The sequence below is a fragment of the Microbacterium altimontanum genome, from assembly GCF_058349865.2.
Genome location: NZ_JBYRJB020000006.1, coordinates 193,442 through 220,327, shown reverse-complemented (window position 1 = coordinate 220,327; position 26,886 = coordinate 193,442). Strand labels below are relative to the sequence as shown.

At 70.6% G+C, this 26,886-nt stretch carries 25 protein-coding genes and 1 tRNA gene; 18 read left to right on the top strand and 8 right to left on the bottom strand.

The window, feature by feature from the left end; translation table 11 throughout:
• Nucleotides 1–19: 19 nt before the first annotated feature.
• Nucleotides 20–967, top strand: coding sequence for a 1,4-dihydroxy-2-naphthoate polyprenyltransferase (locus tag AC3RX1_RS12585; protein WP_491501583.1), 948 nt, complete (start codon nt 20–22; stop codon nt 965–967).
• A gap of 117 nt (nt 968–1,084) precedes the next feature.
• Here AC3RX1_RS12585 and AC3RX1_RS12580 read toward each other — a convergent pair whose 3' ends face one another.
• Nucleotides 1,085–1,381, bottom strand: coding sequence for a DUF4229 domain-containing protein (locus tag AC3RX1_RS12580; RefSeq protein WP_491501582.1), 297 nt, complete (start codon nt 1,379–1,381; stop codon nt 1,085–1,087).
• Nucleotides 1,382–1,493: 112 nt separating this feature from the next.
• Between AC3RX1_RS12580 and AC3RX1_RS12575 the strand changes: the two genes are divergently transcribed.
• The 3 genes from AC3RX1_RS12575 to AC3RX1_RS12565 are packed head-to-tail and all read left to right on the top strand — an operon-like array spanning nt 1,494 to nt 4,572.
• Complete coding sequence (locus AC3RX1_RS12575) at nt 1,494–1,895, top strand: PLD nuclease N-terminal domain-containing protein (protein ID WP_491501581.1); 402 nt, start codon at nt 1,494–1,496, stop codon at nt 1,893–1,895.
• The gene (gene menD / locus AC3RX1_RS12570; RefSeq protein WP_491501580.1) at nt 1,885–3,684 is read left to right on the top strand and encodes a 2-succinyl-5-enolpyruvyl-6-hydroxy-3-cyclohexene-1-carboxylic-acid synthase; all 1,800 of its coding nucleotides are present in this window, start codon (nt 1,885–1,887) and stop codon (nt 3,682–3,684) included. Before AC3RX1_RS12575 ends, menD begins: the two co-directional genes overlap by 11 nt.
• Nucleotides 3,685–3,708: 24 nt before the next feature.
• Nucleotides 3,709–4,572 (top strand): PPK2 family polyphosphate kinase, encoded by an 864-nt coding sequence (locus AC3RX1_RS12565; protein WP_491501579.1) that lies wholly within the window; start codon nt 3,709–3,711, stop codon nt 4,570–4,572.
• Between the two features lie 9 nt (nt 4,573–4,581).
• On the opposite strand, the gene AC3RX1_RS12560 is transcribed toward AC3RX1_RS12565, so the two are convergent.
• From AC3RX1_RS12560 to AC3RX1_RS12550, 3 genes are all read right to left on the bottom strand, one after another.
• Nucleotides 4,582–5,814: an MFS transporter gene (locus AC3RX1_RS12560; protein ID WP_491501578.1), complete on the bottom strand. Its 1,233-nt coding sequence runs from the start codon at nt 5,812–5,814 to the stop codon at nt 4,582–4,584.
• Nucleotides 5,811–6,386, bottom strand: a complete 576-nt coding sequence (locus tag AC3RX1_RS12555) for a helix-turn-helix domain-containing protein (RefSeq protein ID WP_491501577.1) — start codon at nt 6,384–6,386, stop codon at nt 5,811–5,813. Before AC3RX1_RS12555 ends, AC3RX1_RS12560 begins: the two co-directional genes overlap by 4 nt.
• 235 nt (nt 6,387–6,621) lie before the next feature.
• Nucleotides 6,622–7,884: an isochorismate synthase gene (locus AC3RX1_RS12550; protein WP_491501576.1), complete on the bottom strand. Its 1,263-nt coding sequence runs from the start codon at nt 7,882–7,884 to the stop codon at nt 6,622–6,624.
• A gap of 105 nt (nt 7,885–7,989) precedes the next feature.
• On the opposite strand from AC3RX1_RS12550, the gene AC3RX1_RS12545 reads away from it, so the two are divergent.
• Genes AC3RX1_RS12545 through AC3RX1_RS12530 form a run of 4 tightly spaced genes read left to right on the top strand, consistent with a single transcriptional unit; the run spans nt 7,990 to nt 11,908 of the window.
• Entirely contained in the window at nt 7,990–8,547 is a 558-nt protein-coding gene (locus AC3RX1_RS12545) for a DUF402 domain-containing protein (protein ID WP_491501575.1), read from the top strand.
• A gap of 9 nt (nt 8,548–8,556) precedes the next feature.
• The gene (locus AC3RX1_RS12540) at nt 8,557–9,393 is read left to right on the top strand and encodes a demethylmenaquinone methyltransferase (protein ID WP_491501574.1); all 837 of its coding nucleotides are present in this window, start codon (nt 8,557–8,559) and stop codon (nt 9,391–9,393) included.
• 44 nt (nt 9,394–9,437) lie between these two features.
• On the top strand, nt 9,438–10,499 hold the full coding sequence (locus tag AC3RX1_RS12535; RefSeq protein ID WP_491501573.1) for a polyprenyl synthetase family protein: 1,062 nt from the start codon (nt 9,438–9,440) through the stop codon (nt 10,497–10,499).
• Between the two features lie 44 nt (nt 10,500–10,543).
• The gene (locus tag AC3RX1_RS12530; protein ID WP_491501572.1) at nt 10,544–11,908 is read left to right on the top strand and encodes an FAD-dependent oxidoreductase; all 1,365 of its coding nucleotides are present in this window, start codon (nt 10,544–10,546) and stop codon (nt 11,906–11,908) included.
• A 779-nt stretch (nt 11,909–12,687) separates the two neighbouring features.
• On the opposite strand, the gene AC3RX1_RS12525 is transcribed toward AC3RX1_RS12530, so the two are convergent.
• On the bottom strand, nt 12,688–13,176 hold the full coding sequence (locus AC3RX1_RS12525; RefSeq protein ID WP_491501571.1) for a YajQ family cyclic di-GMP-binding protein: 489 nt from the start codon (nt 13,174–13,176) through the stop codon (nt 12,688–12,690).
• Between the two features lie 226 nt (nt 13,177–13,402).
• Here AC3RX1_RS12525 and AC3RX1_RS12520 point away from each other — a divergent pair, with 226 nt between their 5' ends.
• From AC3RX1_RS12520 to AC3RX1_RS12480, 9 genes are all read left to right on the top strand, one after another.
• Entirely contained in the window at nt 13,403–14,635 is a 1,233-nt protein-coding gene (locus AC3RX1_RS12520) for a sugar ABC transporter substrate-binding protein (RefSeq protein ID WP_491501570.1), read from the top strand.
• 84 nt (nt 14,636–14,719) lie between these two features.
• Complete coding sequence (locus AC3RX1_RS12515; RefSeq protein ID WP_491501569.1) at nt 14,720–16,330, top strand: ABC transporter permease subunit; 1,611 nt, start codon at nt 14,720–14,722, stop codon at nt 16,328–16,330.
• Nucleotides 16,331–16,337: 7 nt separating this feature from the next.
• Nucleotides 16,338–17,285, top strand: a complete 948-nt coding sequence (locus tag AC3RX1_RS12510; protein WP_491501712.1) for a sugar ABC transporter permease — start codon at nt 16,338–16,340, stop codon at nt 17,283–17,285.
• Nucleotides 17,282–19,162 carry a glycoside hydrolase family 13 protein gene (locus AC3RX1_RS12505; protein ID WP_491501568.1) on the top strand — a complete coding sequence of 627 codons (1,881 nt, stop codon included), beginning with the start codon at nt 17,282–17,284 and terminating at the stop codon, nt 19,160–19,162. The genes AC3RX1_RS12510 and AC3RX1_RS12505 overlap by 4 nt, the downstream gene beginning before the upstream one ends.
• 431 nt (nt 19,163–19,593) lie before the next feature.
• Nucleotides 19,594–20,508 carry a PfkB family carbohydrate kinase gene (locus AC3RX1_RS12500; RefSeq protein WP_491501567.1) on the top strand — a complete coding sequence of 305 codons (915 nt, stop codon included), beginning with the start codon at nt 19,594–19,596 and terminating at the stop codon, nt 20,506–20,508.
• A gap of 84 nt (nt 20,509–20,592) precedes the next feature.
• Nucleotides 20,593–20,674: transfer RNA gene (locus AC3RX1_RS12495), tRNA-Tyr, on the top strand.
• Nucleotides 20,675–20,762: 88 nt separating this feature from the next.
• A complete protein-coding gene (locus AC3RX1_RS12490) occupies nt 20,763–21,146 on the top strand; it encodes a DUF2255 family protein (RefSeq protein ID WP_491501566.1) in 384 nt (127 codons plus the stop codon).
• Nucleotides 21,147–21,312: 166 nt separating this feature from the next.
• The gene (locus tag AC3RX1_RS12485) at nt 21,313–21,993 is read left to right on the top strand and encodes a response regulator transcription factor (RefSeq protein ID WP_491501565.1); all 681 of its coding nucleotides are present in this window, start codon (nt 21,313–21,315) and stop codon (nt 21,991–21,993) included.
• Complete coding sequence (locus AC3RX1_RS12480) at nt 21,990–22,961, top strand: sensor histidine kinase (protein WP_491501564.1); 972 nt, start codon at nt 21,990–21,992, stop codon at nt 22,959–22,961. The genes AC3RX1_RS12485 and AC3RX1_RS12480 overlap by 4 nt, the downstream gene beginning before the upstream one ends.
• A gap of 26 nt (nt 22,962–22,987) precedes the next feature.
• Here AC3RX1_RS12480 and AC3RX1_RS12475 read toward each other — a convergent pair whose 3' ends face one another.
• From AC3RX1_RS12475 to AC3RX1_RS12465, 3 genes are read right to left on the bottom strand one after another with little or no spacing between them, the layout of a single operon-like run.
• On the bottom strand, nt 22,988–23,779 hold the full coding sequence (locus AC3RX1_RS12475; protein ID WP_491501563.1) for an FAD:protein FMN transferase: 792 nt from the start codon (nt 23,777–23,779) through the stop codon (nt 22,988–22,990).
• On the bottom strand, nt 23,776–24,372 hold the full coding sequence (locus AC3RX1_RS12470) for an FMN-binding protein (protein ID WP_491501562.1): 597 nt from the start codon (nt 24,370–24,372) through the stop codon (nt 23,776–23,778). Before AC3RX1_RS12470 ends, AC3RX1_RS12475 begins: the two co-directional genes overlap by 4 nt.
• Nucleotides 24,373–24,384: 12 nt before the next feature.
• Entirely contained in the window at nt 24,385–25,794 is a 1,410-nt protein-coding gene (locus AC3RX1_RS12465; RefSeq protein ID WP_491501561.1) for a ferredoxin reductase family protein, read from the bottom strand.
• 425 nt (nt 25,795–26,219) lie between these two features.
• Between AC3RX1_RS12465 and AC3RX1_RS12460 the strand changes: the two genes are divergently transcribed.
• Nucleotides 26,220–26,885 carry a hypothetical protein gene (locus AC3RX1_RS12460; protein WP_491501560.1) on the top strand — a complete coding sequence of 222 codons (666 nt, stop codon included), beginning with the start codon at nt 26,220–26,222 and terminating at the stop codon, nt 26,883–26,885.
• Nucleotide 26,886: the final 1 nt, after the last annotated feature.

Below are 26,886 nucleotides of genomic sequence, written 5' to 3'. Positions count from 1 at the left end.
ACCTCTACACTGGGGCGTCGTGGCATCCTCTTCCCGCAGCAAGCGCACCCGGCCCCGCGGCAACCCGGCGAAGACCCCGACCCGGCAGATCCCCCGGCCGACGTTCGCCGACTGGATCGGCGCCGCCCGGCTGCGCACGCTGCCGCTGGCCGTCACCCCGGTGCTCATCGGCACGGGAGCGGCGCACGTCATCGACATCCGGTTCCACTGGGCGCTCGCGCTCGGCTGCCTCCTGGTCGCGGTGTTCCTGCAGATCGGCGTGAACTACTCCAACGACTACTCCGACGGCGTGCGCGGTACCGACGACTACCGCGTCGGGCCGACGCGGCTCACCGCGTCGCGCAGGGTGAAGCCGAAGACCGTCCTGATCGTGGCGCTGGCCTTCTTCGCGCTCGCCGCGATCGTGGGCCTCGCGCTCGTCATCCGCACACAGCAGTGGTGGATGCTGGCGGTCGGCGCCGTCTGTATCGTCGCGGCCTGGTTCTACACGGGCGGCAAGCGCCCGTACGGCTACCACGCGCTGGGCGAGCTGTTCGTGTTCGTCTTCTTCGGCCTCGTCGCCACGGTCGGCACGACGTGGATCCAGGTGCAGTCTGCGCCGCAGGAGGCCTGGCTCGGCGGCATCGCGGCGGGTCTGCTCGCGGTCGCGGTGCTCGTGGCGAACAACCTGCGCGACATCGAGCAGGACCGCGCGGCCGGCAAGAAGACGCTGTCGGTCCGGATCGGCAAGCGCGGGTCGCAGATCCTCTTCACCGCGTGCGTCGTGTTCGCCTTCGCGATCGCCGTGCTGGTCGCGCTGTTCTACCTGGTCGCCTGGCTCGTGCTGATGGCGCTCCTGGGCGCGATCCCGGCGGTGCTCATCGTGTGGACGTATCGCGCGCCGCGCGAGCTCGTGACAGCGCTTGCCGTCACGTCGCTGACGTCGCTCGCCTACGGTGCGCTGCTCATGTGGGCGTACTTCGGCTGACGCGGCTCAGCGGCCGCCCGGCCGAGCACGGGTGGCGCGGCTCAGCGGGGGTGACGCGGACGGGCTCGGATGCCGCGGCTCAGCGGGGGTGACGCGTGCGGCCCTGGTTGCCGCGGCTCAGCGCGCGTCGTCCTCGTGACGCAGGGCCGCGTTGGCGGCATCCTCGACGTCGGCGTCCTTCTCGGCTTCCGTCTCATGCCGGCGGGCTTCGCGGCGAGCCGCAAGCCCGGAGGCGACGTCGTCGAGAGGACGCCGCAGGAAGATGATCGACAGCGACACCCCGATGAGGGCGGCGAACAGCAGTGCGAGCCAGTACTGCTCGCGGAAGATCGGGAACAGCATCATGATCCCGAGCGGCACCAGGAACGCGAGCAGGCGCAGCACGGAGTACATGACGACGGAACGGATCTTCACCCCGCCATCCTACGTGCGGCCGCGGCGGGCGGACCCATCGCGGGCCCGGCTCCCGGCGCTCTCACTGCCGTCTCCCGAGCCGTGTTCGGGCCGCTCGGATTAGGATGAGGACATGGTCCGGCTGCTTCTGATCTTCGCCCTCGTGGCGGTGATCTTCTGGGTGTTCAGCATCGTCGATGCTGCCGTCCAGCCGGCCGAGCGGCACCGCGGCGTGGGAAAGCCGGTGTGGGTCGCGATCGTCGTCGTCTTCCCGGTCATCGGCGGCATCCTGTGGTTCGCGATCGGCCGGGTGAGTGCCAACGCTCCGCGGGTGATCGCGCCCGACGACGACCCGGACTTCCTGCGCGGCCTCGGCACTTCACGCCCGGCGCCGTCGACCCCGCACACGGATCCGATCGCCGATCGCCGCGCCCGCGCCGAGCAGGACGAACGCATCCGCCGGCTCGAGCAGGAGTTCTCCCGTCTCGACCACGACGACGACGATCCCACCGCCGGCCCCCGTCGTGGGCGCTGATCGCTCCGAGGCATCGCCGGCGACCGATGCCGCAGCAGCGCTGCTCGGCCGCCTCGTCGAGCGCGGAGTGCGGCACGTCGTGCTCAGCCCCGGGTCGCGGTCACAGGCGCTCGCACTCGTCGCGGCCGAGCTCGAACAGCGCGGTCTGATCGACCTGCACGTGCGGGTCGATGAGCGCGTCGCCGGCTTCACGGCGCTCGGCATCGGACGTGAGACGGGGATGCCGGCGGCCGTCGTCTGCACGTCGGGCACCGCGACCGCCAACCTGCTGCCGGCCGTCATGGAGGCCGACCACGCCGGAGTGCCGCTGCTGCTGTTGACGGCCGACCGGCCGCCCGAACTGCGCGGGATCGGCGCGAACCAGACCACGCGCCAGGTGGGGATGTACGCCGGCCACGTGCGCTTCGAGCGAGACATGCCGGTCCCCGACGCCGTCGACCCCGCGGGAGACGGGGAGCAGGGGCGCATGGTCCGGGACGCCGTCGACGAGGCGCTCGCCGCTGCCGTCGGCGCTGTCGGACCCCGGGGCCCCGTGCATCTGAACCTGCCGTACCGCGAGCCGCTCTCGGGCGTGCTCGATCCGGCTTCGCTTCCGGCCCTTCGACTCCCTGCGGTCGCTCAGGGACCTGACGTTCGAGGACCGCTCGAGGGCCGCGAGGTCGACCCTGCCAGATCCCTGAGCGAGGAGCGCAGCGACGAGTCGAAGGGCGCTCAGGGACCTGACGTTCGCGCCGGGCAGCGAACCCTCGCACGCGGCCCCCGCACGGTCGTGGTGGCGGGAGCGGATGCCGGCCCTCCGGCGGAGCAGCTGTCGCATGACGGCGGCTGGCCGCTCGTCGCCGAGATCGTCAGCGGCGCCCGGTTCGGACGGAACGTCGTGCACGGCTATCGGGCTCTGCTCGCCGACCCCGAGCTCGGCGGGCGCATCCAGCGGGCCGTCGTCCTCGGCCACCCGACACTGTCCCGCGAGGTCGCCGCGCTCCTGCGCCGCACCGACGTCGAGGTGATCGCGGTCGACGGGCCGGGGGAGCGGCTGAACCTCAACGGCACCACCGCCGCCGCGGCATCCGTCACCGTCGCCGACGGCGACATCGACACCGAGTGGCTGGGGGAGTGGATGCGGGCATCCCGCGCCGCTCTCGCCGACCTCGCCCCGCCCGCGCCCGACGCCGAAGGGCTCGCCTCGGCCGTTCCGCGCGAGCGGCTCGGAGCGATCGCCGCCGAGGTCGAGGTCGCCCGCACGCCGCTGACGCGCGAGCTGGTCGTCGACGCGGTCTGGCGCGCGAGCTGGCCGCACGATCGGCTGATGTTCGGCTCATCCCGGCTCGTGCGCGTGGCCGACGGCATCCTGCCCGGCAAGAAGGTGCCGGTGCACGCGAACCGTGGGCTCGCCGGCATCGACGGCACGATCGCGACCGCGATCGGCATCGCCGCGGCGAGTCAGGGCGACGGCGCGCCAGGCGTCACCCGGGTGCTGCTGGGCGACCTCGCCCTGCTGCACGACGTCGGCGCGCTGCTCCTGCCGGAGGGCGAGCCGGCGCCGCGCATCCAGGTGATCGTCGGCAACGACGGCGGGGGAACGATCTTCGACGGCCTCGAAGTCGCAGCATCCGCCGGCGGCGCCGCGATGCGCCGGGTGATGTATACGCCGCAGCGGGTCGACTTCGCGGGGCTCTCCGCCGCGTATGGGTGGGCGCACGAGCGCGTCGCCACCCGCGCCGCCCTCGACGCGGCCCTCACCGCCCCGACGACCGGGCCTCGCATCATCGAGGTGCCGCTGGACCGGTGACGGCTCGGCCGCCAAGATGTACCCATGGCCTCGAAGAGTCACAAGCACTGGACCGGCGATGTCTCCACCCTCCTGCGTGTGACGCCGGGGTTCCGGCTGGATCGTGTCGACGCGGAGGCGACGCCCGGGTACGGCCGGCGCAAGCGCGATTCGATCGACGACCTGGTCGCGGGCGCCGACGAGCTGAGCGAGCTGCAGGAGCGTCTGTACGCCGCGGCCCGCGGCGGCGACGCCCGCGACTCGGTGCTGCTCGTGCTGCAGGCGATGGACACCGCCGGCAAGGGCGGCATCATCCGCCACGTCGTCGGATCGGTCGATCCGCAGGGCGTGGAGCTTGCGGCGTTCAAGAAGCCGACCGACAAGGAGCTGAAGCACGACTTCCTCTGGCGCGTGCGGTCACGGGTGCCCGGGCCCGGCATGATCGGCGTGTTCGATCGCTCGCACTACGAAGACGTCCTCATCGGCAAGGTGCGCGAACTCGCTCCCGCCGACGAGATCGAGCGCCGGTACGGGGCGATCAACGACTTCGAGCAGGAGCTGGTGGACGGCGGCACCCACATCGTCAAGGTCATGCTGCACATCTCGTCGAAGGAGCAGCGCGACCGACTCATGGAGCGGCTCGACCGCCCCGACAAGCACTGGAAGTACAACCCCGGAGACGTCGACGAGCGGGCGCACTGGCCCGCCTACATGGATGCGTACCAGACGGTGTTCGACCGGACCTCGACCGACGCGGCCCCGTGGTTCGTCGTGCCCGCGAACCGCAAGTGGTACGCCCGCCTCGCAGTGCAGGCACTGCTGCTCGACGCGCTGCTCGACATCGCGCCGCGCTGGCCCGCCCCATCCTTCGACGTCGACACCGAGCGCGAACGCCTCCGCGCGACCTGACGCCGCGGATCAGAACCCGCGCCAGCGGCCGCCGAATGAGGTCGCGAGGATCGTCGCGAGGTAGAGCGCCGCTGCGGCCACAAGGGTTGCGGCGAGCCCGAACCCGTCGACGCCGATTCCGGCGAGCAGGCTGCCGAGCGGCATGGCGGCTGTGACCCCCGCGGTGATCGCTCCGAGCACGCGGGCCCGGATCTCCACGGGGATGAGTCGGTACAGCGCCGAGTCGATGAGCGGGTTGAGCGGACCTGCCGCGACGCCGCTCAGTACCAGCACGACCGCGACGACCGGGAACGGCGGCGCGAGAGCGAGGGTGAGATAGGGCGGCACGCCCGCCAGGAGGAAGAGCGTGACATACAGCGCGTGGCGCGGGATGCGGTCGCCGACGATTCCGTAGAGCGCGGCCCCGGTCAGCGCACCGCCGGCGAAGCACGCGACCATCACGCCGAGCTCCGCACCGCCGTGGCCGAGGCCTGCGGCGTAGAGTGGCTTGAGGACCGTCATCCCGGCGGTGTCGATCGCGTTCGTGATGACCACCATCGTCACGACGGCGCGGACGAGCGGCGTCCGCAGCACGAAGCGGATTCCGGCCGTGAGCGCTCGCCATCCGGTGTCGGCGGCCGCCGCATCCGTCCCGTCCTCGGCAGGCAGCGCCACGGCGGGCACGAACGCGACCGTGAGCACGATCGCCACGGCGAAGGTGGCGGCGTTGACGAGCATGGCGGGCGCCGGTCCCGTGACCGCGATGAGGAAGCCCGCGAGTCCCGCGCCGATCATCGTGGCAGTGCGGGAGACGGTGGCGTGCGCCGCCGCGACGCGGGGGAGCCCGACCCGCGCGCGATCGCACAGTTCCGGGATCTGGCTCGACCGTGCGGCGGATCCCGGCGCGTCGAGCAGGTTCGACACGAACACCAGCACGAGCAGCGCCCACAGCGGCAGCGCCTGCACGGCGGCCAGTGCCGGGATCGCGAGCACCGTCACGCCGCTCGCGGCGTCGGCCACGATGCTCGCGCGGCGGAACCCGAGCCGGTCGACCACGACTCCGCCGACCACGCCGCCGACGACGAGCGGAAGGGTCGCCGCGATGCCGGCCGCCGCTGTCGCCAGGGGGCTCCCAGTGGTCTGCAGCGCGATGAGCGGCACGGCGACCGTCGTGATCGCGTTCCCGGCGCGGGAGACGCCGTCGGCGGCGAGCAGCGCCCCCAGCGGGACGAACCGGCGCGGAGGGGCGGCGATCGCGGTCATGGTCGGCGGAACGCGGAGTAGATCAGGCGCACCGGCGCCGCATCCGGACGCTCCCGGTCGCCGCGGGCATGCCAGCGCGATGCCAGCGCATCGAGCTCGTCGCTGAGCTCGCGCAGCTCGGCGGCCGTGAGCCAGGGGACGTCGTCGCCGCTCGTCGCCGCGGCGATCCACTCCGGCTCGAGGGACTCCTCCGTCTCGAGGTATGCGAGCTGGTCGGCGGCGTACGCCTGCGCGATGGCCCGACGCATCGCACGACCGGCGGTCCGCTTGGCCGGATCGTCCTGCATCTGCGCCGGATCGAACGAGGTGTACTCCGCAGACGCGCGCCACCAGCGCTCCCGGGCGTCTCGGGCGAGCTCCGGCGCCTCGTCGACGAAGCCGTGCCGTTGCAGTGTGCCGAGGTGGTAGCTGATCGACCCCGGCGCCGCGTCGAGGCGCTCGCTCAGCGCGCCGACCGACTGCGGTCCGTCGGAGCGGAGACTCCCGATGATGCGCAGCCGCAGCGGGTGCGCCATCGCGCGCAGCGCGGAGGGGTCGTCGACGTGGATGCGTCGTGGTGAATCACCGGCCATGGGCCGAGGCTAATCCCGCAACGACCATTGCACAAGGGATCTTGTGTAATTTTCCAGGTGGGAAGCCCCCTCAGCAATCGCCGTCCCGAAGTGCCGCATCCCTCGGACGAACTGGCACTTCGGGACGGCCTTTCCTCGTCAACCAGCCAAACGCCGCCCCGTGTGGTCGCTTGCCCCGCGCGATGCGGCAGTTCGGGACGGCGATTCCCGAGCCTCCTCCGAGGCGACCGCGCCGTCAGGCGAGGGCGTCGACGATCGGACGGAACTTGACGCGGGTCTCGAGCAGCTCGGCCTCCGGCTCGCTGCCGGCGACGATCCCCGCGCCGGCGTGCGCCGTGACCGGGATGAGCCCGCCGACGGGCTCGGCGTCGAACTGAGCGCAGCGCAGCGCGATCGCCCACTCGCCGTCACCCTGCCGGTCGATCCAGCCGACGGGCCCGGCGTACCGGCCCCGGTCGAACGGCTCGAGGCGGCGGATCACCTCGATCGCGGCCTCCGTTGGCGTGCCGGCGACGGCGGCCGTCGGATGCAGCGCGCACACGAGGTCGAGCGATGTCGACCCGTCGGAGAGTGTTCCGGCGACGTCGGTCGCCAGATGCCAGACGTTCGGCAGCTCGAGAGCGAACGGATGCTCGTCGGCGACGAGCGCCGTCGTGTGCGGACCCAGCGCCTCGGCCACGCTGTGCACGGCGTACGAGTGCTCGTCGAGGTTCTTCGCGCTCACCGCGAGAGCGGCGGCGGCCGCCGCATCCTCTCCCGCATCCGCTCCGCGCGCGAGGGTGCCCGCGAGCACCCGCGCCGTCATCTTCCCCTCGCTCACCGTCGCGAGCGTCTCGGGGCTCGCGCCGATGATGCCGTCCACGGCATACGTCCACGTGTCGGGGTATCCCGCGGCCAGCTCGTGCACCAGGCGTCGCATGTCGGCGCCTTCGGGAACCGTTCCGACGAGGTCGCGGGCGACGACGACCTTGCCCACCTCGTGCGCGGCGATCGCGTCGAGCGCGCCGCGCACGGCGGCCTGATACTCGTCGGGTCCGACGGCTCCCGGGCCGAGCGTCGCCGACCAGTACGGTCCGTACGGGACGACCGCGGGCTCCGGCTCGGCGGGGTCGTCGTCGCGCCGGATCGTCGTGACCCAGCTGCGCCCGTCGCGGTGGCCCACGACGACGGCGGGCACCACGATCGAGCTGGGCGCCGTCGAGCGCTCGTCGAACGTGAGCGCGCCGAAGCCGATGAGTCCCGTCCCCGGCACTCCCACCTCGTCGTCGACGACGGCCTCGGCGGCCAGGTCGGTCCACCGGCGCGACAGTGCCTGCGCGCGCGACTCGTGCTCGACGGAGTCGACGTCGAGGCGCAGGACCACGCCGGACCCCGCCATCCCCTCGCCGCGGCGCAGCCACACCAGGGGAGAGGCCGGGTCAGCGTACGCGAGGATGTCGTCGACCGGGGAGATCTCGCGGGTGCGCACGTGCAGTCGGGCAGGGACGGAACCGGTCACCCGTCCAGCCTACGGCGCTGTTCCCGGGCCGATCGCCCGGACGGCCAGCGGACGGGCGGAGGGCGGCACCGCCGCACGCGCGGTCGACGGATGTACCCTCACGGAGTGAGCGACGTCGTCCGCCCCGAACCGGGCACCCGCATCGAGTTCCGCTGGCGCAAGTGGGACTCCTCGCCGCACTGGGTCCACGACTGCGTCTACCTGGGGGCCGACGAGTGGGGCGACTGGTTCGGGCAGGCGACGGGATGGCGCAGCCACCGGCCCGGCCGGGACTTCACCGCGGAGTCGCCGAACGTCGCGCTCCTTCCGCCCGACGGCACCTGGGCGGCGACCTGCTACGGCGCGGGTCACCCGCGCAGCGTGCGGATCTACATCGACATCGCGTGGGACGCGCACTGGACGGATGCCGAGCCGACCGCGATCGACATGGACCTCGATGTCGTGCGCCGCGACGACGAACGCGGCGTCTACATCGACGACGAGGACGAGTGGGCGGAGCACCGGGTGGAGTACGGCTACCCGCTCGACGTCGTCGACCGGCTCGAGCAGACTGCCGTCGACCTGAAGCGTCGGGTCGAGGCATCCGTCCCGCCGTTCGACGACGCCACCGCCCAGCGCTGGCTCGACCGGCTGGCCGCGCTGCATCTCGACGCCCCCGCCTAGACTCGACGGGTGAGCAGTGAGCCCCCCCGCGACCGGCAGAGCGACGAGCACCAGAACAGCGGCCCTCCGAGCGACGCGCACGCGGCGCCGCGGTCGAACCGCGCCGATCTCGGCAAGGATCCCCGGCGCGTCAGCGGCATGTTCGACCAGGTCGCGGGTGGCTACGACCGCACCAACACGGTGCTGAGCCTCGGCAACGACAAGCTGTGGCGCGTCGCCGTGACGCGGGCCGTCGCCCCGCGGCCGGGCCAGCGCATCCTCGACCTCGCCGCCGGCACCGGGGCGAGCTCGGTCGCGCTCGCGCGCAGCGGCGCCGACGTCGTCGCGGGAGACTTCTCGCCGGGCATGATCGCCGAGGGGCGCCGCCGGCACGGCGACGTGCCGAACCTCTCCTTCACCGAAGCGGATGCCACGGCCCTGCCCTTCGACGACGAGTCGTTCGACACCGTCACGATCTCGTTCGGCCTGCGCAACGTCGTGGAGCCGCAGAAGGCGCTCGCCGAGATGCTGCGCGTCACCAAGCCCGGCGGTCGGCTCGTGGTGTGCGAGTTCTCGCACCCGCAGTCGAAGGCGTTCGCCGCCCTCTACCGCTTCTACAACGACCGCATCCTGCCGCTCGCCGCCCGGGTCGTCAGCACCAATGCCGAGGCGTACGACTACCTCAACGAGTCGATCCGCGACTGGCCCGATCAGCGGGCGCTCGCGCGTTGGATCCGCGACGCCGGCTGGGAGCACGTGGCGTACCGCAACCTCACGTTCGGCATCGTGGCTCTGCATCGTGCGACCAAGCCCCAGATGCAGGAGGCGTCCGCACCGGCGGCATCGCCCGGCCCGACCGCCGTCTGACGCATCGCGAGGGCACCCGCGCGCAGGCGGGTAGGCTGGAATGCGTGACTCCGAGCCCTTCCGTGCCGGGCTCGCGCGTGGCGAGCCGTCTGGGCCTGACCGACCGGGTCTTCGCCGGCGCCCGTTCCCGCAAGCTGATGCGCACCGTCGAAGCGGGCCTCGCGCGGGTCGAGGAGGCCCTTGCGGCCGAGCTGCGCATCGCCGACCCGCTCGTCGACGCCGCGACCCGATACCTCTACGAGGCGGGCGGAAAGCGCGTGCGACCGATGCTCGTGCTGCTCACGAGCCAGCTCGGCAACGGCGTCACCGACGATGTGGTGGCCGCGTCGATGGCCCTCGAACTGACCCACCTCGGATCGCTGTACCACGACGACGTGATGGACGATGCCGACGTGCGTCGCGGCGTCCCCGCCGCGCACTCGGTGTGGGGGAACAGCGTCGCGATCCTCACCGGCGATCTGCTGTTCTCGCGTGCCAGCCAGATCATGGCGGACCTCGGCGAACGGGCCATCCGTCTGCAGGCCGACACGTTCGAACGCCTGGTGCTCGGTCAGATGCACGAGACCGTCGGGCCGCAGGAGGGCGATGACGCGGTGGCGTTCTACCTGCAGGTGCTCTCCGACAAGACCGGCTCGCTCATCGCCGCCGCCGCCCAGGCGGGCGTGCTGTTCAGCGACGGACCGTCGGAGTTCGAGACGCCGCTGCTGACGTTCGGCGAGAAGGCCGGCGTGGCGTTCCAGCTGCTCGACGACGTCATCGACCTCAGCGACGACCCCGCCCAGACCGGGAAGGTCCCGGGTACCGATCTGCGCGCCGGCGTCCCGACGATGCCGTACCTCCTTCTCGGACAGCGTGAGGATGCGGCATCCGTCGCCCTGCGCGAAAAGATCGACGCGGGCGTCGCCGAGATTGCCGGCGGTGCCGACCCCTCGATCCTCGACGGAGCGCTGGCCGCCCTGCGCGATCACGATGCGACGGCGCAGACCCGGGCACTCGCGAGCGACTGGTCGGGCGAGGCGATCGAGGCCGTCGAGGTGCTGCCCGACGGGCCGGTGCGCGAAGCGCTCATCCGCTTCGCCGAGGCCGTCGCCGACCGCAGCAGCTGATCCTGCCCGAGCGCTGTGTCGCCGGGAACGTGTGAAAGGACCCCATGAAGCTCAGGCTTGCCATCGTCGGTGCCGGCCCCGCCGGCATCTACGCCGCCGACAACCTGTTGAAGGCCGAGCGCAAGTTCGACGTCTCGATCGACCTCTTCGAGAAGCTGCCCGCGCCGTATGGGCTCGTCCGCTACGGCGTGGCGCCCGATCATCCGCGCATCAAGGGCATCATCACGGCGCTGCGCGACGTGCTCGACCGCGGCGACATCCGGCTGTTCGGCAACGTCGAGTACGGCAAGGACCTGACTCTCGACGACCTGCGCGAGCACTACCACGCGGTCATCTTCGCGACCGGTGCCGTCCGCGACGCGCCTCTCGCGATTCCCGGCATCGACGCCGAGGGCGTGTACCGCGCCGGCGACTTCGTCAGCTGGTACGACGGTCACCCCGACGTGCCGCGCGAATGGCCGCTGGACGCCGCGTCGGTGGCAGTGCTGGGCAACGGCAATGTCGCGCTCGACGTCGCACGCATGCTCGCCAAGCATGCGGAAGACCTGCTTCCGACCGAGATCCCGCAGAACGTGCACGACGGCCTCGTCGCGTCGCAGGTCACCGATGTGCACGTGTTCGGACGCCGCGGGCCCGCGCAGGTGAAGTTCACGCCGCTGGAGCTGCGTGAGCTGGGAGAGCTGCGCGACGTCGACATGGTGCTGTACGACGAGGACTTCGACTACGACGAGGCGTCCATCGAGGCGGTCAAGAGCAACAAGCAGGTGATGGTCATCGACCGCATCCTGCAGTCATGGCGCAAGCGCAGCGCAGAAGCGCCCGGCACCGCGTCGCGGCGCCTGCACCTGCACTTCTACGCGAAGCCGGTCGAGATCAGCACCGACGACGACGGGCGGGTGAGCGCTCTCGTCTACGAGCGGACGCGCCCGGATGGGCACGGCGGCGTCGTCGGCACCGGCGAGCGGCGCCAGGTCGCAGTGCAGGGCGTGTACCGGGCGATCGGCTACTTCGGCACGCCCCTGCCGGGCATCCCGTTCGACAAGCGCCACGGGGTGATCCCGAACCGCGAGGGGCAGGTGCTGCACAAGGACTCGAACGAGCGGGTGCAGGGCGTGTATACGACGGGATGGGTCAAGCGTGGGCCCGTCGGCCTCATCGGCCACACGAAGTCCGACGCGATGGAGACCGTGCGTCACATCATCAACGACCAGGCGTCGTGGTGGCATCCGGCGCACCCCGAGGAGGAAGCGATCCCCGCGCTCCTCGCCGAGCGGGGCGTCGTGTGGACCGACCTCGAGGGCTGGCACCGGCTCGACGCGCACGAGATCGCCCTGGGGGAGCCGCACGAGCGGGCCCGCATCAAGGTCGTGCCGCGCGAGGAGATGGTGCGCGTCTCCCGGGGGCAGTAGGCGCGGCGCGCCCGGTCGGGGTCCGATCCTTGAGGCGTGGGGCCTGACGGCCGTCGGCGAGACACGCCGCTCCGGGCCGCCCTGTTCGACAGGTCGCCGTCGCTTCTTGTACGGTTGAGTCGGTTGCCTCTAACGTCTGCGACACGTCGAGTCCCCAGCTCGATGGCGTGCCTGTTCCCCAGACGGGCCTGCCGCAGGACGTGAACAACCGCCGTGGGTGCCACGAGCCTTCGATCCCCAAGACGATCGCTCGCGGCACCCACCTCTCTTCGCTCTCGGGCATCACGAATCACGGTGTCACGGGCCGTGCTCCGACTCCCCAGTCATCGGACGGCGTGTAGGACACCTTGCGATGCTCGCCCCAGTGCGTCAAGTGGCTACACGCTATCGGAAAGCAGAGGTCCCTGTCCACCGAATGGGGGACAGCGGCCGGATCTTCAGCGAATCTTGAGCTGACGCGGTAGGGCCCGCTCAGAGTGTGCAGCCCGGGGCCATCCCTCGGGGTGAAGTGCGGCCGCCCCTTCCGCTGCTATCTTGCGCGGGGCACCACAGAAGCGCCCCCACTCGCATTCTGGGGAGAGCTGGAGCGGGGGCGCTTCGTCCGCTCCCCCGACGCGTGAAACGCCGCCCCACGCGCGCGTCGACATCGAGCCGCGTGGGGCGGTGCTGCTGGAACCAGCGACGACCGGCCGGGTGTGAGCGGGGCAATCGACCCTCGCCGGTCGCCGCAAGAGTACCGCGCTGAGCTGGCGCCGTACAGGGCGAGCGCCGGCAGCCGGTCAGCGGTAGTTGACGAACTGGAGGTCGACGTCGAGATCGGCGGCCTTCAGGATGCGGATGACCTCCTGCAGATCGTCGCGGCTCTTCGACTGCACACGCAGTTCGTCGCCCTGGATCTGGGACTTCACCGACCGCGGTGCCTCGTCGCGGATGATCTTGCCGATCTTCTTCGCGTTCTCCTGGGAGATGCCGTCCTTCAGGCTCGAGATGATGCGCACCTCCTTGCCGCCCTGCACCGGCTCGCCCACGTCGAGGCTCTTCAGAGAGATGCCGCGCTTGATGAGCTTCGATTCGAACACGTCGAGCACGGCCTTCGCGCGCTCCTCGGTCGGGGCCTTGACGAGGATCTGCTCGCCGCTCCACTCGATCGAGGCGCCGGTGCCCTTGAAGTCGTAGCGCTGCTCGACCTCCTTGCGGGCCTGGTTGAGGGCGTTATCCGCCTCCTGGTGGTCGACTTTGGAGACGATGTCGAAGGATGAGTCAGCCATGCGCCGAGTCTAGCCAGCGGCGCGGCGGCCGGCGCAGAGCGTTCGACCATGGAAGCGCTTCCACGTGGTGCACGGGGACGCATCCCAATGTCACGAGATGATATCGGCGCCCCGTCGAGATTGTCAGAACGTCGACGGTGGGTGACAATGTAAGCGCTTGCAAGGCAAGCGCACTCCGCGCGGATGCGGGTCGCATCCGCCCACCCACTCAGAGAGGCACACACCGATGAAGGTGAACAAGAAGGGCGCCGCGGCTCTCGCGGCCCTGATCGCCGGGGGCATGCTGGCGCTCGCCGGCTGCTCGGGCCAGGCGGCCGAAGAGCCGAAGAAGACAAGCTCCGGCACCCTGACCGTCTGGGTCGACGCCGACCGCGCCCGCGCGCTGAAGGACGTCGCCGCCGAGTTCCAGAAGGACAAGGGCATCAAGGTCGACCTGGTCGTCAAGGACTACGGCAAGATCCAGCAGGACTTCACCGCACAGGTGCCGACCGGCAAGGGCCCCGACCTCACGATCGGCGGCCACGACTGGACCGGCGGCTTCGTGCAGGACGGCGTGATCGCCCCGATCGAGCTCGGCGACAAGGCGTCGCAGTTCGAGAAGGTCGCCCTGCAGGCGGTCACGTACGAGGGCAAGACCTACGGCCTCCCGTACGCGATCGAGAACATCGCGATCCTCCGCAACACGAAGCTCGCCGACTCGACCCCCGCGACCTTCGACGAGATGATCGCGAAGGGCAAGGCCGCGGGCACCAAGTACCCGTTCCTCGTCGGCCAGGACCCGCAGGCCTCCGACCCGTACCACCTGTACCCGTTCCAGACCTCGTTCGGCAACGCGGTGTTCGCGCAGAACGCCGACGGCTCCTACGACGCCTCGAAGCTCACGATCGGCGACGCGGCGGGTGTGGACTTCGCGAAGTGGCTCGGCTCGCAGGGCGACAAGGGCACCAAGGTGATCAACCTCAACGTCTCGCAGGACATCGCCAAGGAGGCCTTCCTCGCCGGTGACTCGCCGTACCTGCTCACAGGCCCGTGGAACGTCGCCGACGCGCAGGCCAAGGGCATCGACGTGTCGGTCGACCAGATCCCGTCTGCCGGCGGCAAGACCGCCGCGCCGTTCGCCGGCGTGCAGACGTTCTTCCTCAGCGCGAAGTCGAAGAACGCCCTGTCGGCCACCGACTTCCTCGTGAATTACGTCGCCACCGAGCCGGTGCAGACCGCCCTGTTCAAGGCCGGTGGCCGCCCGCCGGCACTGACCAGCGCCTACCAGGCCGCGCAGTCCGACCCGATCATCGCCGGCTTCGGCAAGGTCGGCGAGAACGCCGTGCCGATGCCCTCCATCCCGCAGATGGGCTCCGTCTGGGACGACTGGGGCAAGACCGAGGCCGCCATCATCAAGGGTGCCGACCCGGCCGCGAGCTGGACGAAGATGACCTCCAACATCGAGGCCAAGCTCAAGTAACGACGTGACCGCGGGGCGGCGCCCTCACCGGCGTCGCCCCGCTGCGTCCTCTCGCAGACCACGGTCTGCAGACAGGAGTCTGAGATGACGGGCCCGACCCTCCAGGACGAGCGCGCGGCGACGGATGCGTCGACCCGCCGCCGTCAGAACCGGGCCACGGCGTTCGCCGAAGCCGCCTCGGCGGGGTGGAAGGTCTGGCTCGTCAAGATCGTGCTCCTGGGCGTCATCGACGCCCTGGCGATCTACGCGATGCTCGTCCTGATCGGCCAGGGCCAGTGGCTCATGCCCGTCATCATCGCCGTGGTCGCCGCCCTCGTGAACTTCGTGTACCTGAAGCCCGGACTCCTCCCGGCCAAGTACCTCACGCCCGGTCTCATTTTCCTGTTCGTGTTCCAGATCTTCGTCGTGCTGTACACGATCTACATCGCCTTCACGAACTACGGCTCCGGCCACATCTCGACGAAGGACGACGCGGTCGGCGCGCTCCTGCAGCAGTCGCAGACCCGTGTCGAAGACTCGCCCACCTTCCCGGTGAAGCTGCTCGAGCGTGACGGCGCGTTCTACTTCCTCACCACCGATCCGGCCACCGGCGCCTTCGAGGTCGGCGGCGCCGACCAGCCGCTCGAGCCCGTCGACGGTGCGACCGCCGAGGGTGCACCGGGCTTCACGACGCTCGACTTCGGCCAGATCGTCCAGCACCAGGACGCCATCGGCGCCCTGTCGGTGCAGCGCAGCGACGATCCCAACGACGGCTACTTGAAGACCACCGACGGCTCGAACGCCTACCTGTTCACCTCGACCCTGAAATGGGATCCCGCCGCCGACACGATGACCGACACGAAGACCGGCATCGTCTACCGCGACACCGGCCACGGAGCCTTCACCTCCGACGACGGCCAGCAGCTGCTGCCCGGATGGCAGGTGTGGGTCGGAGGTGAGAACTTCGTGCGCGCGTTCAGCGACGCATCCATCCGCGGCCCGTTCCTGGCCGTGCTCGTCTGGACGTTCGTGTTCGCGATCCTGTCGGTCGCGACCACGTTCATCCTCGGCCTGTTCCTCGCGATCGTGTTCAACGATCCGCGGATGAAGAGCAAGAAGTTCTACCGGGTCATCATGATCCTGCCGTACGCGTTCCCCGGCTTCCTGTCCGCGCTCGTGTGGGCCGGGATGTTCAACCAGGACTTCGGCTTCATCAACCAGGTGCTGTTCGGCGGCGCGTCGATCCCGTGGCTGCAGGACCCGTGGCTCGCGAAAGCCGCCATCCTCATCGTCAACCTGTGGCTCGGCTTCCCCTACATGTTCCTCGTCTGCACGGGGGCGATCCAGTCGATCCCCGACGACATCCAGGAGGCCGGCCGCGTCGACGGGGCGAGCGTGTGGCAGATCTTCCGGCACATCAAGTTCCCGCTGCTGCTCGTATCGGTGGCGCCACTGCTGATCTCGTCGTTCGCGTTCAACTTCAACAACTTCAACCTCATCTACATGCTCACGAACGGCGGTCCGCGGTTCGCCGACGCGAGCATCAACGTCGGTCAGACCGACATCCTCATCTCGATGGTCTACAAGGTGGCGTTCGTGGGTGCGAACCGCGACTACGGTCTGGCGAGCGCTTTCTCGATCATCATCTTCGTGCTCGTGGCGCTGATCTCGTACCTCAGCTTCCGGCAGACCAAGGTCCTCGAGGAGCTGAACTGACATGGCCATGGACTCCACGTCGCTGACCGGCGCCGCCCCCGCGGCCGAGGCCGTCGTCACGGGCGCCGCCACGCCCGGCACCCCGGCTCCGCACCCGCGCCGGTCCTTCCGCCCCTGGTTCCGCGAGACGGGATGGCGGCACATCGTCGGCGTCGTGATGCTCGTGTTCGCCGCGTTCCCGCTCGTCTACGTGCTGTCGGCGTCACTGAACCCGGGCGGCACCCTCCTCACCGCCAACGGGTTGTTCCAGAACTTCGACCTCGGCAGCTACGTCGCACTGTTCGGCGATCCGAACCGGCCGTACGGCGCGTGGTTCCTCAACACGATCGTGATCGGGCTCGCCACATCGGTCGGCGCGGTGATCCTGTGCGCGCTGGCGGCGTACGCGTTCTCCCGGATGCGGTTCGCGGGGCGCCGTTTCGGTCTGCTGACGCTGCTGCTCGTGCAGATGTTCCCGCAGCTGCTCGCGTTCGTCGCGATCTTCCTGCTCATGTCGGCGATCGGCGACATCTTCCCGGTGCTCGGCCTGAACTCGCAGATCGGGCTGATCATGATCTACCTCGGCGGCGCCCTCGGCGTGAACACGTTCCTCATGTACGGGTTCTTCAACACGGTGCCCGCGTCGATCGACGAGGCGGCGAAGATCGATGGGGCCGGCCACGCGCGGATCTTCTTCACGATCATCCTGCGGCTCGTCGCGCCGATCCTCGCCGTGATCGGGCTGCTCGCGTTCATCGGCACGACGAGCGACTTCGTGATCGCGTCGGTCGTGCTCGTCGACCCCGACAAGCAGACCCTCGCCGTCGGGCTGTATCAGTTCGTGTCGCAGGAGACGGCGCGCAACTGGAGCGTTTTCGCCGCCGGCGCCGTGCTCGCGGCCATCCTTCCGATGGCGCTGTTCCTGTCCCTGCAGCGGTACATCGTCAGCGGGCTCACCGCCGGCAGCGTCAAGTGACGTCGGACGGGGGAGTGCAGGCCGCGCTCCTGCAGCCCCACCACGACGGTTCGTCGCTGCACGTCTCGGAGCAGAACCCGGCGCTCGGCGACGAGGTCGTGGTGCGGCTGCGCGTTCCGGCCGGAGCCACGTCGATCACCCGCGCGCTGGTGCGCTCGAACCCGGACCACGAACCGGCGTGGGCCGAGGCATCCCGCGACGGCGAAGCCGACGGCTGGGAGTGGTGGTCTGCCCGCGTCACGGTGGCGAACCCGCGGCACGGCTACCGCTGGCAGCTGCTGCACGCCGACGGGTCGGGCGCGACACTCAGCCAGGGCGGGCTCACCCGGCTCGAGGCGCTCGACGCCGTCGACTTCGCGCTCGTGGCCGGGAATCCGCCGCCGGCGTGGGCGGAGGACGCCGTGCTGTACCAGGTGTTCCCCGACCGGTTCGCCCGGTCGGCCGCCGCGGATGAGCGCCCGTTGCCCGAGTGGGCGATTCCCGCGGCGTGGGACACGCCGGTCGATCCGCTGTCGCCTGGACGCGGCCATCAGCTCTACGGCGGCGACCTCGACGGCATCGTGGAGAAGCTCGACCACGTCCAGTCGCTCGGGGCGACGCTCGTCTACCACACGCCGATCTTCCCGGCCCGGTCGAACCATCGGTACGACGCGACGAGCTTCGACCGCGTCGATCCGCTGCTCGGCGGCGATGCGGCCTACCTGCGGCTGATCCGCGCGGTGCACGGGCGCGGCATGCGGATCATGGGCGACCTCACGACGAATCATTCCGGCGACGGACACGAGTGGTTCCGGGCGGCGTACGGGCACCCGAGAAGCCCCGAGAGCGCGTTCTACTACTTCCGCGACGCGGCGCAGACGGTGTACGAGACGTGGCTGGATGCGCCGTCGCTGCCCAAGTTCGACTGGGAATCGCAGGAGCTGCGACGCCGGTTCATCGACGGCGCCGACTCGGTGGTGGCGAAGTGGCTCGCGCCGCCGTACGGCATCGACGGGTGGCGCATCGACGTCGCGAACATGACCGGGCGGCTCGGCGCCGAGGACCTCAACGCCGACGTGCGCCGGCTGCTGCGTCGCACGATGGTCGAGGCGAACGCCGACACTCTGCTGCTCGCGGAGTCGACGAACGACGCGGCGAGCGACCTGCAGGGCGACGCCTGGCACGGCGCGATGACGTATCCCGCGTTCACCCGCGGGGTGTGGGGCTGGCTGGCGGATGCGTCGGCCGACGCGTGGTTCTTCGGCATCCCGACCGGCATCCCCCGCTACACGGCGCGCGACTTCGTCGAGCAGCTGCAGCGGTTCACCTCGCAGCTGCCGTGGCGCGTGCGGCTGGGCTGCATGCAGGCGCTCGACACGCACGACACGGCGCGGTTCGCGACCCACGCGGCGCCAGGAACCGTGCCGCTGGCGGTGGGGTTGTCGATGACGCTGCCGGGGCTGCCGGTCGTCTACGCGGGGGACGAGTTCGGGCTGACCGGCGAGGACGGCGAGATGAGCCGGACGCCGATCCCGTGGCACCGGACCGAGGAGCCGGCGGTCGCCGAGCGGATCGCGCTGTACCGGGAGCTGATCGGACTGCGGCGCCGCCTCCCGGCGCTGCAGACGGGAGGTCTGCGCTGGCTGCACGTCGACGATGAGACCGTGGCGTTCGTGCGCGAGGCCGCAGCCGAGTGCGTGCTCGTGCTCGCGTCCCGCCGCGACGTCGATCTCGAGCTGCCGGCGCCGCTCGTGATCGGCGGGGCGGCGGCGGAGGCGGTCTTCGGCGAGGCGACGCTCGCTGTGGCCGCCGACGGGTCGGTGCTGCTCTCCGCCGAGGGGCCGGTGTTCGCGGCGTGGACGCTGCCCGGCATCACGCCTCCGCCGCCGACGGCGTAGGCGCTGCGTCTTCGGCCCGCGCCGCGCCCCCGGCCCGCGCTGGGCCCTCGGCGTCCACGGCGCCGGTGAGGCTCCCCGCGCCTGCGGCTCCCCGCGCCTGCGGCTCCACGCGCCTGCGGCTTCGCACGCCCGCGGCGGCGCGGCCGGGCTCCGTGCCGTGCCCGGCGCGGCCCCCACGTCGAATGGTGCAGCATGCTGGGGATGCGCCCGGATTTTCCCCGGGGCTGTCGTTTCCTGCTGATGCGCGTGCTTTTTCCTGGCGCATGAGCGGGAAACTGCAGCACTGGCGCGCGCACGGTCGCCGACGACCGACCGTGAGCACGGGCGCAACGGTCGCCGACGAGCGAGCGGCCCACCCGGCGCCGGGTCGTTCATGCACTGGCCCCGGCTCGGCGGTCGGACCGCCGCATCCGTCTTCCTAGACTGACCTCATGGAACAGGATGTCGCGCCGGTCGTGGTGATCGGCGATGCGCTCATCGATGAGATGCGCGCGGGGTCGTCGGTGACCGAGCTCGTCGGTGGGGCGGCCCTCAACGTCGCGGTCGGACTGGCTCGACTGGGCGTTCCCGCGACGCTCATCGCGATGGTGGGCGACGACGAGGCCGGCGCCCATATTCGCTCCTACCTGAGGGATCACGGGGTGAGGCTTCTCGCGACGGAGTCGCCGCTCGGTTCGTCGCGGGCCGTGTCGACGCGGGTGGACGGCGAGCCGCAGTACGTGTTCAACGACGCGGCGCGTGCCCGGAGGGTGCGGTTCGGCGAGGCTGAGCGCCGCGCGATCGCCGCGGCGCCGATGACGGTCGTCAGCTGCTTTCCGTTCGACGACGCCGAGGAGGTCGCGGCGCTCGCTGAGGCCGTTCGGGGAGTTCGGCTCGCGATCGATCCGAATCCCCGGTCGGGGATGCTGCGCGATCGCGCGGAGTTCGTGGGCGGTTTCGAGTCGCTCGTGCCGCATTGCGCACTCGTGAAGGTGGGGGAGGAGGACGCGGCGCTGCTGTATGCGAGCGACCTCGACAGCCTGCGGGAGCAGCTGATCGAGGCCGGGGCCGAGGCGGTGCTGGCGACGGCTGGCGCCGCGGGAGCGGTGCTCGAGGCAGACGGGTCCGTGGTGACTGCGCCGATCACTCCGTTGGCGGGACCGGTGATCGACACGATGGGTGCGGGCGACGCCGTGTTGGCGTCGATCGTCGCGTCGATGGTGGCAGGACAGACGACGGATGCGCCGGCATGGGCCGATGCGCTCGAACGCGCGATGAGCGTCGCGGCGGCAACGGTTCGTGCGCATGGTGCACTGCTGCGGATGCCCGGCGCGGGTGGGATGGACCTCAGCCGGCTGGGGACGTGAGCCTGTTCGCGGGAGCCTTTCGGAGCAGGTAGGATTGGTGATCGCGCCTCCGGTCGACTGCACAAGCTGGGCGGGTGCGCACCTGGCGAGTTACCCAAGCGGCCAAAGGGATCTGACTGTAAATCAGCCGGCGTAGCCTTCGGGGGTTCGAATCCCTCACTCGCCACCGGAAAAAGCCCCGGCCACGCGCAGGAAACTGCGAGTGGCCGGGGCTTCGCCGTGCGTGAGGCCTTGCCGGCGCCTACGCTGAACGGATGAGCACGTGGACTTCGAGCGACCTCGACCGCATCGGCCGTGCCGACGAGCTGCAGATCTCGTCCGTCAGACCCGACGGCAGCGATCGGCCGTTCGTGACGATCTGGGTCGTGCGCGTCGACGATGACCTCTACGTGCGCTCGGCGTACACCACCGGCAACCCCTGGTATCGGCGTGCGAGGGGCGCGGGGTCGGGGCGCGTCCGGGCAGGCGGGGTGGACATGACTGTGAGCTTCACGCACGTCGATTCCGCCGATCCGGCCATCCACGACGAGATCGACGCTGCCTATCACGCGAAGTACGACCGATACGGGGCGAGGATCGTGAACACCGTCGTAAGCGCGGAGTCGCACCAGGCGACGCTCCGGCTCGATCCACGCTGACCGCGCCGGACGACCGGCATCCCTGCGGCTCACTCTTGGCGACATCTTGGGACGCCTCTGCTTGAATCGGGAGCGACGGCTCCCGAAGATCGAGCACGCAGCAAGTCGACCGAGCAAGCCGCGAGTCGACCGAACAGGCTGATCGAGTCGACGAGGGAGGGATGCGATGCCGGGGGAACGGCGGCCGGCGCGGCCACGACTGCTCTACGTCGAGGACGACCGGACGATCGCGGAGATGACGGTCTCGGTCCTCTCCGAGGTATACGACGTCGAGCACGTCTCCGACGGAGACGTCGCCCTGCGCCGCGCGCTCGGCGACCGCTTCGACGTGTTCGTGATCGACCGTCGACTGCCCGGTCTGAGTGGCACCGAGCTCATCGACGCCATCCGCACCGCCAAGATCACGACACCGGTGCTCCTGCTCACCGCCCTCGGTGCCGTTGCCGACCGCGTGGAGGGACTCGACGCGGGCGCCAACGACTACCTCGTGAAGCCGTTCGACTTCGACGAGCTCCTCGCACGGCTGCGCGCGCTCATCCGCGGCCATCGCGCCGAGGGCCGCCGACGCGACATCGGCGAGTGGACCTTCATCCCCGAATCCGCCCTCGTCTACGGCCCGTCCGGCGAACGCGTCGGTCTCACGGCGACCGAGACCCGTATGCTCACGGTCCTCACCGAGAGCGCCGACCATGTCTTCTCGCGCGACGAGCTCATGCGCGCCGTGTTCGCATCGGATGACGCTCTGAGCTCCGTCGACACGTACGTCCACTACATCCGCCGCAAGACCGCTCCGGAAGTGATCGAGACCGTACGCGGACGCGGCTACCGCGCTGGGTCGCCGGCATGAGCGCCGACGCCGACCGCACGCGCGTGCAGCGTTCCGCCCTGCGCGTCGGGATGCTCGTCGGGGCCGCCTCCGCCGTCGCGATCGCGGTCGGCGTCGGCATCCTCGTGCTTGTCATCCTCACAACCGCCCGCCCCGAGCATCGTCGCGGACCCGGATCCGGGCCCGGTGCGCCCGACGGCGATCACATCGTCGTGGATGTCGACCGCGTGCTGCCCTGGGTCATCGTGCTCGGCGTGCTCGGCGTCCTCGTGCTCGGCGTCGTCGCCTGGCTGGCAGCCCGCTGGGCGGTCGCTCCGCTGTCCGAGGCGCTGCGCACACAGCGCAGCTTCGTCTCCGACGCCAGCCACGAGCTGCGCACGCCGCTGACGGCACTGACCAGCCGCATCCAGATCGTCCAGCGCCGCCTCGCGCGTGGCGAACCGGTCGACGCCACCACCGCCGAGCTGCGGCGCGACGCGACCATGCTCGACGATGTGCTCACCGACATGCTCCTGTCGGCGGAGGGCGGCACAGCCGAAGACGGGCGAGCGGATGTGGCGGCCAGCCTGCGTGCGGTGCAGGAGACGATGGCGCCTCTGGCCGAGGAGAACGGCGTGTCGCTCCGCATGGAAGCCGGGGCCGATCTCGGGGTCTGCATGCCCACGGTCACGCTCACGCGCCTGTGCGTCGCGCTCGTCGACAACGCGATCGGTCACGCGCCGACGGGCTCCGAGGTCGTGATGCGGGCGACCCGCGCAGCCACCATGGTGGAGATCCGGGTGGCGGATGCCGGCCCCGGCATCCCGCCCGACGACGCCACCCGCATCTTCGAGCGCTTCGCTCGCGCGGCCGAATCGGGACGCCGTCGCGGCTTCGGTCTCGGCCTCGCCCTCGTGCGCGAGGCCGCGAGCCGGTACGGCGGCAGCATCCGCATCGAGTCGACGTCATCCGCGGGCACAGTCTTCCTGCTCGCGCTTCCCGCGGGGTGAGCCGGCGCGCGTCGCCGAGGCCGGGCTCAGGATGCCGCGGCCGCGACGACCTCGATCTCGGTGCCGCGGATCCAGCGCCGCGTCGTGCCGTCCGCAGTCATGAGCAGCCCGGTCGTCGACGGCGCGCGGATGACCCAGGAGAGATCGCCCGCGACGACGGCGGTCGTGGCCCAGACATCCGCCGTCACGAGATCGTCGGCCACCACGGTCGCGCTCCGGACTGCCGTCGCGGAGCACCCCGTTCGCGGATCGACGATGTGCGCACCGCGCTCGGCCGTTCCCGATGTCGCGACGGCTCCGTCGCGAACGTCCACCGTCGCGAGGACGGAGCCCGGCCGCTCGGGGTCGGCGATGCCGACGTGCCACGTCCAATCCACGTGCGGCGCCGTGAACAGCCGCAGGTCGCCGCCCGCACCGATGCCCACCGCGACGATGTCGGGTCGCTCGACCAGCGGTCGCAGGTACCGGTCGGCAGCGCCGTCCACGGCCCACCCCTTCACGTACCCGGTCGGGTCGAACCAGCCCTTCCACCAGGCGTCGAAGAGGCCACCGGTCTGCACGGCGGCCGCCGCGCAGCATCCCTCCACGACTGCCACGCGCGGGTCGGCGCCGTCGATCGACAGCTCGCCGCGGCGGATGCGTGTGATATCCGACTCGTCACGAAAGGGCGAGAACACCCGCTCGATGTCACGCAGCTCCGCGAGGCACCCGCTCACGGCGGCTGCCGCGCCGCCGCCGCCGTTCCCGATGACGTGGACGCTGACGGTCGTGCCCATGAGCTCTTCGACCCAGGCGCGACCCACGCCGGCGGATCTCATCGCGCTGCCTGGTCGAGCGCCGACTGCAGCGACTGCAGGTAGCCGTCGGTCGTGAACGTCGCGCCCGAGACCATGTCGATCTGAGCGTTCTGCGCGGAGATGGTCTCGGACACGAGCTGGGGGACCGCGAACCGGTTGATCTGCTCATCGCGAGGACTCTCGGTGGGGTACTCGGGCACGTCGACGGTGGTGATCTTTCCGCCTGACACGGTGATCCGCACCTGCACCGGGCCGTACCGGGTCTGCGCCGCGTCTCCGGTGTAGCTGCCGTCCTTGAGGGTCGAGGAAGACGTCCCCGATGTGCTTCCGCTCGACGTGCCCCCGCTCGTTGTGCTTCCGCTCGATGCGCTCCCGTCGGTTGCCCCGGCGCCCGTCGACGCGTCGCCGCCGTCACCGGCCGTGCCGCTCCCCGCGTCGTCGGCTCCGTCCGACGTGTCAGACGTCGTGCCGCCGCCGGAGGATCCGCTCGTCGTCCCGGAGGTCGCGCGAGCGACGGGCGCCGGCACGAGGTCGGCGCCGAGCGACGTGCGATAACTGAACAGCAGCACGAGCCCGCTGACGGTAGCGAGTGCCCCGTAGATGATCTTCTTCATGCCCTCGTCTCCTTACGCCGAGAAGGATTCGCTGTGGATGCGGTCGCCCGGCGCGCCTGCCCGGGCGAGGTCGGCGCGCACCGCCGACATCCATTCCGCAGGCCCGCACACGTAGACGTCGTATTCATCGAGGTCAGGCGCGAAGTGCCGGATGAGGTCGGCGCCGTCCCACGCGGCGTGCGTGGCCGGGAACCACGTCGCGCCCTGGCCACGCGCTCCGTCGAGAGTCAGATGCCGCACCCCCCGGGTGGCCGCCAGGCGCTCGATCTCCGACATGCGCATGCGGTCGAGCCCGTCGTGGTCGCGCGTCACGAGCACCGCGTCGCCGATGCCGTACTGCTCGGATTCGAGGAGCGCGACGAGCGGCGCGACCCCCGCTCCTGCAGCGAGCATGAGGAGCTTGCGGCGGGTGCGCCACTGCCCGGTCAGATGCCCGTACGGGCCCTCGACGAGCACGCGCGTTCCCGGGCGCATCCGCGTCAGCCGCCGCGAACCGTCGCCGACGAGCCGGGCCGCGATCACGAGTTCGTCCCGGGTCGGCGCCGCCGCGAGCGAGAACGGGTGACCGGCCGTCCATCCCGGTCCGTCGAGGAAGCGCCAGATGAAGTACTGGCCAGCTTGGGCGCCGAACCGGCTCAGGCCGCGTCCGCGCATCCGCACGACGACCCCGCGACGGCCATCCGGGCGCACCTCCGTGACGCGGATCCCGTGACGGGCTGAGCGCGACAGGGGCACAGCCAGGCGGAACACGAGGACGGACGCGGCTGCCAGCGCCCACAGCGTCCACCAGTAGACCGTCGCCGCGGGATTCGCCGTGAAGTCGGTGCCGGTCCACAGCATGTGCGGAATCGCGAGGCCGACGCCGAGGTAGCCGTACACGTGGAGGAGGTGCCACGACTCGTAGCGGAGGCGGCGCCGCGTGCGGCGGATCGACGTCACCACGACCATGATCAGCAGGACGGTGCCGGCTGTCGCGAGCAGCATCCCCGGGTAGGCCCAGACGAACTGCCACAGCTGCGCCAGCGGATTCATCCCGGCCTGAGCGGCGTATCCGGCGACGATGAAGACGATGTGCACCACCAGCAGCCAGAACGACCAGAAGCCGACCACTCTGTGGAGCCGAAGCATCCCGTCGCGCCCGAAACCGCGCTCGAACAGCGGCACGCGCGCCATCAGCAGCACCTGGTACAGCAGGAGGTTCGCCGAGGCGAGCCCGGTGATCCGGCCGATCGAGTTGAGCGTCTCCGCATCCGCTGCGAACAGCGATTGAACGCCCGAGCCCGAGACCCAGAGGGCGACGACGAACAGGCTCGTGAGCCAGATCACCGCGATCGCGGCTGCGCGCCAGATCGACGAGCGCGAGGAAGGCGGCGCGGCCGCGGGGGCGGCGCGGTCGGCAGCAGAGCGGGCGAGGGACGTCATGCTCACATGCTCGAGCGCAGATTCTGAGATCAGGCCAAGATTCCGGCGTCCTGGCCCGTTCCATAGCGAGCTCATCAGAAGCGGGGAAGGACCACCGGGTTGGTCGAGATCGTTGCGGCGAGTCGCCGTGGGCGACACGGAACCCTTAGGTTTCCTCAAGAAATGCTCTTGTCCCCCACATGGGGGACAGCCACCCGTTAGAGTCTTCTCATGTCCCCCACATGGGGGACAGCTGCGAAGACGTTCGCACATGCTCAGTCGTTTGGGGACGGCAGAGCGCAGGGGGACCGAGGGCCGGCGCATTTGGGGATGCGCCGGCGGGTCCTTCAGCAGTGCCGCACGCGTGCCCGCACGGATGCTCCCCGCACGCGCGCCAATCCCGCTCATCCGGTCGCACCGCGACCGCATCCTTCAAGGAAACTGCTATGTCGAAATCCACTTCCGCGCGCCCGAAGCGGCGCATCGCCCTTCCCGCCCTCATCGCCGGCGGGGCCGCGTCCCTCATCCTCGCGCTGAGCATGTCGCCCACCGTGGCGGCCTTCAGCGCCTCGATCACCAACTCCGCCTCGGTCGGCACCGGCGCGCTCGTGATGCAGGAGACGGATGCCAGCGGCAACGTCATCTGCAGCAGCACCGACGGCGAGGGCGTCAGCACGAACAAGGCGACCTGCTCGACGCTCGACGAATGGGGCGGCAACTCCACGCTCGTTCCGGGTCAGCCGGTGGGCGTCGACCTCCAGTTCAAGAACGCCGGCACGGTCGCGGCGACGAAGTTCACCCTCCAGGTGGGGGACTGCACGCAGACGAAGCCCGCCACGCCCGGCTTCCACGGCAACGCCACCGACCTGTGCAGCAAGCTCAACGTCACGATCAAGTCCGGCTCCACCGTCGTCTACCAGGGTTCGGCCGCTCAGCTCGCCACCTCGACGAAGACGACGGGCCTCAGCATCCTGAACGTCCTCGGCAAGACCACGGTCGCGCCGAACACGTCGATCCCGCTGAACATCTCGGTCACCCTCGACCAGAGCGCCGACAACTCCTACGCCGGCCTGAAGGCCTCACAGGCGCTGACCTGGACGTTCAACTCCTGAT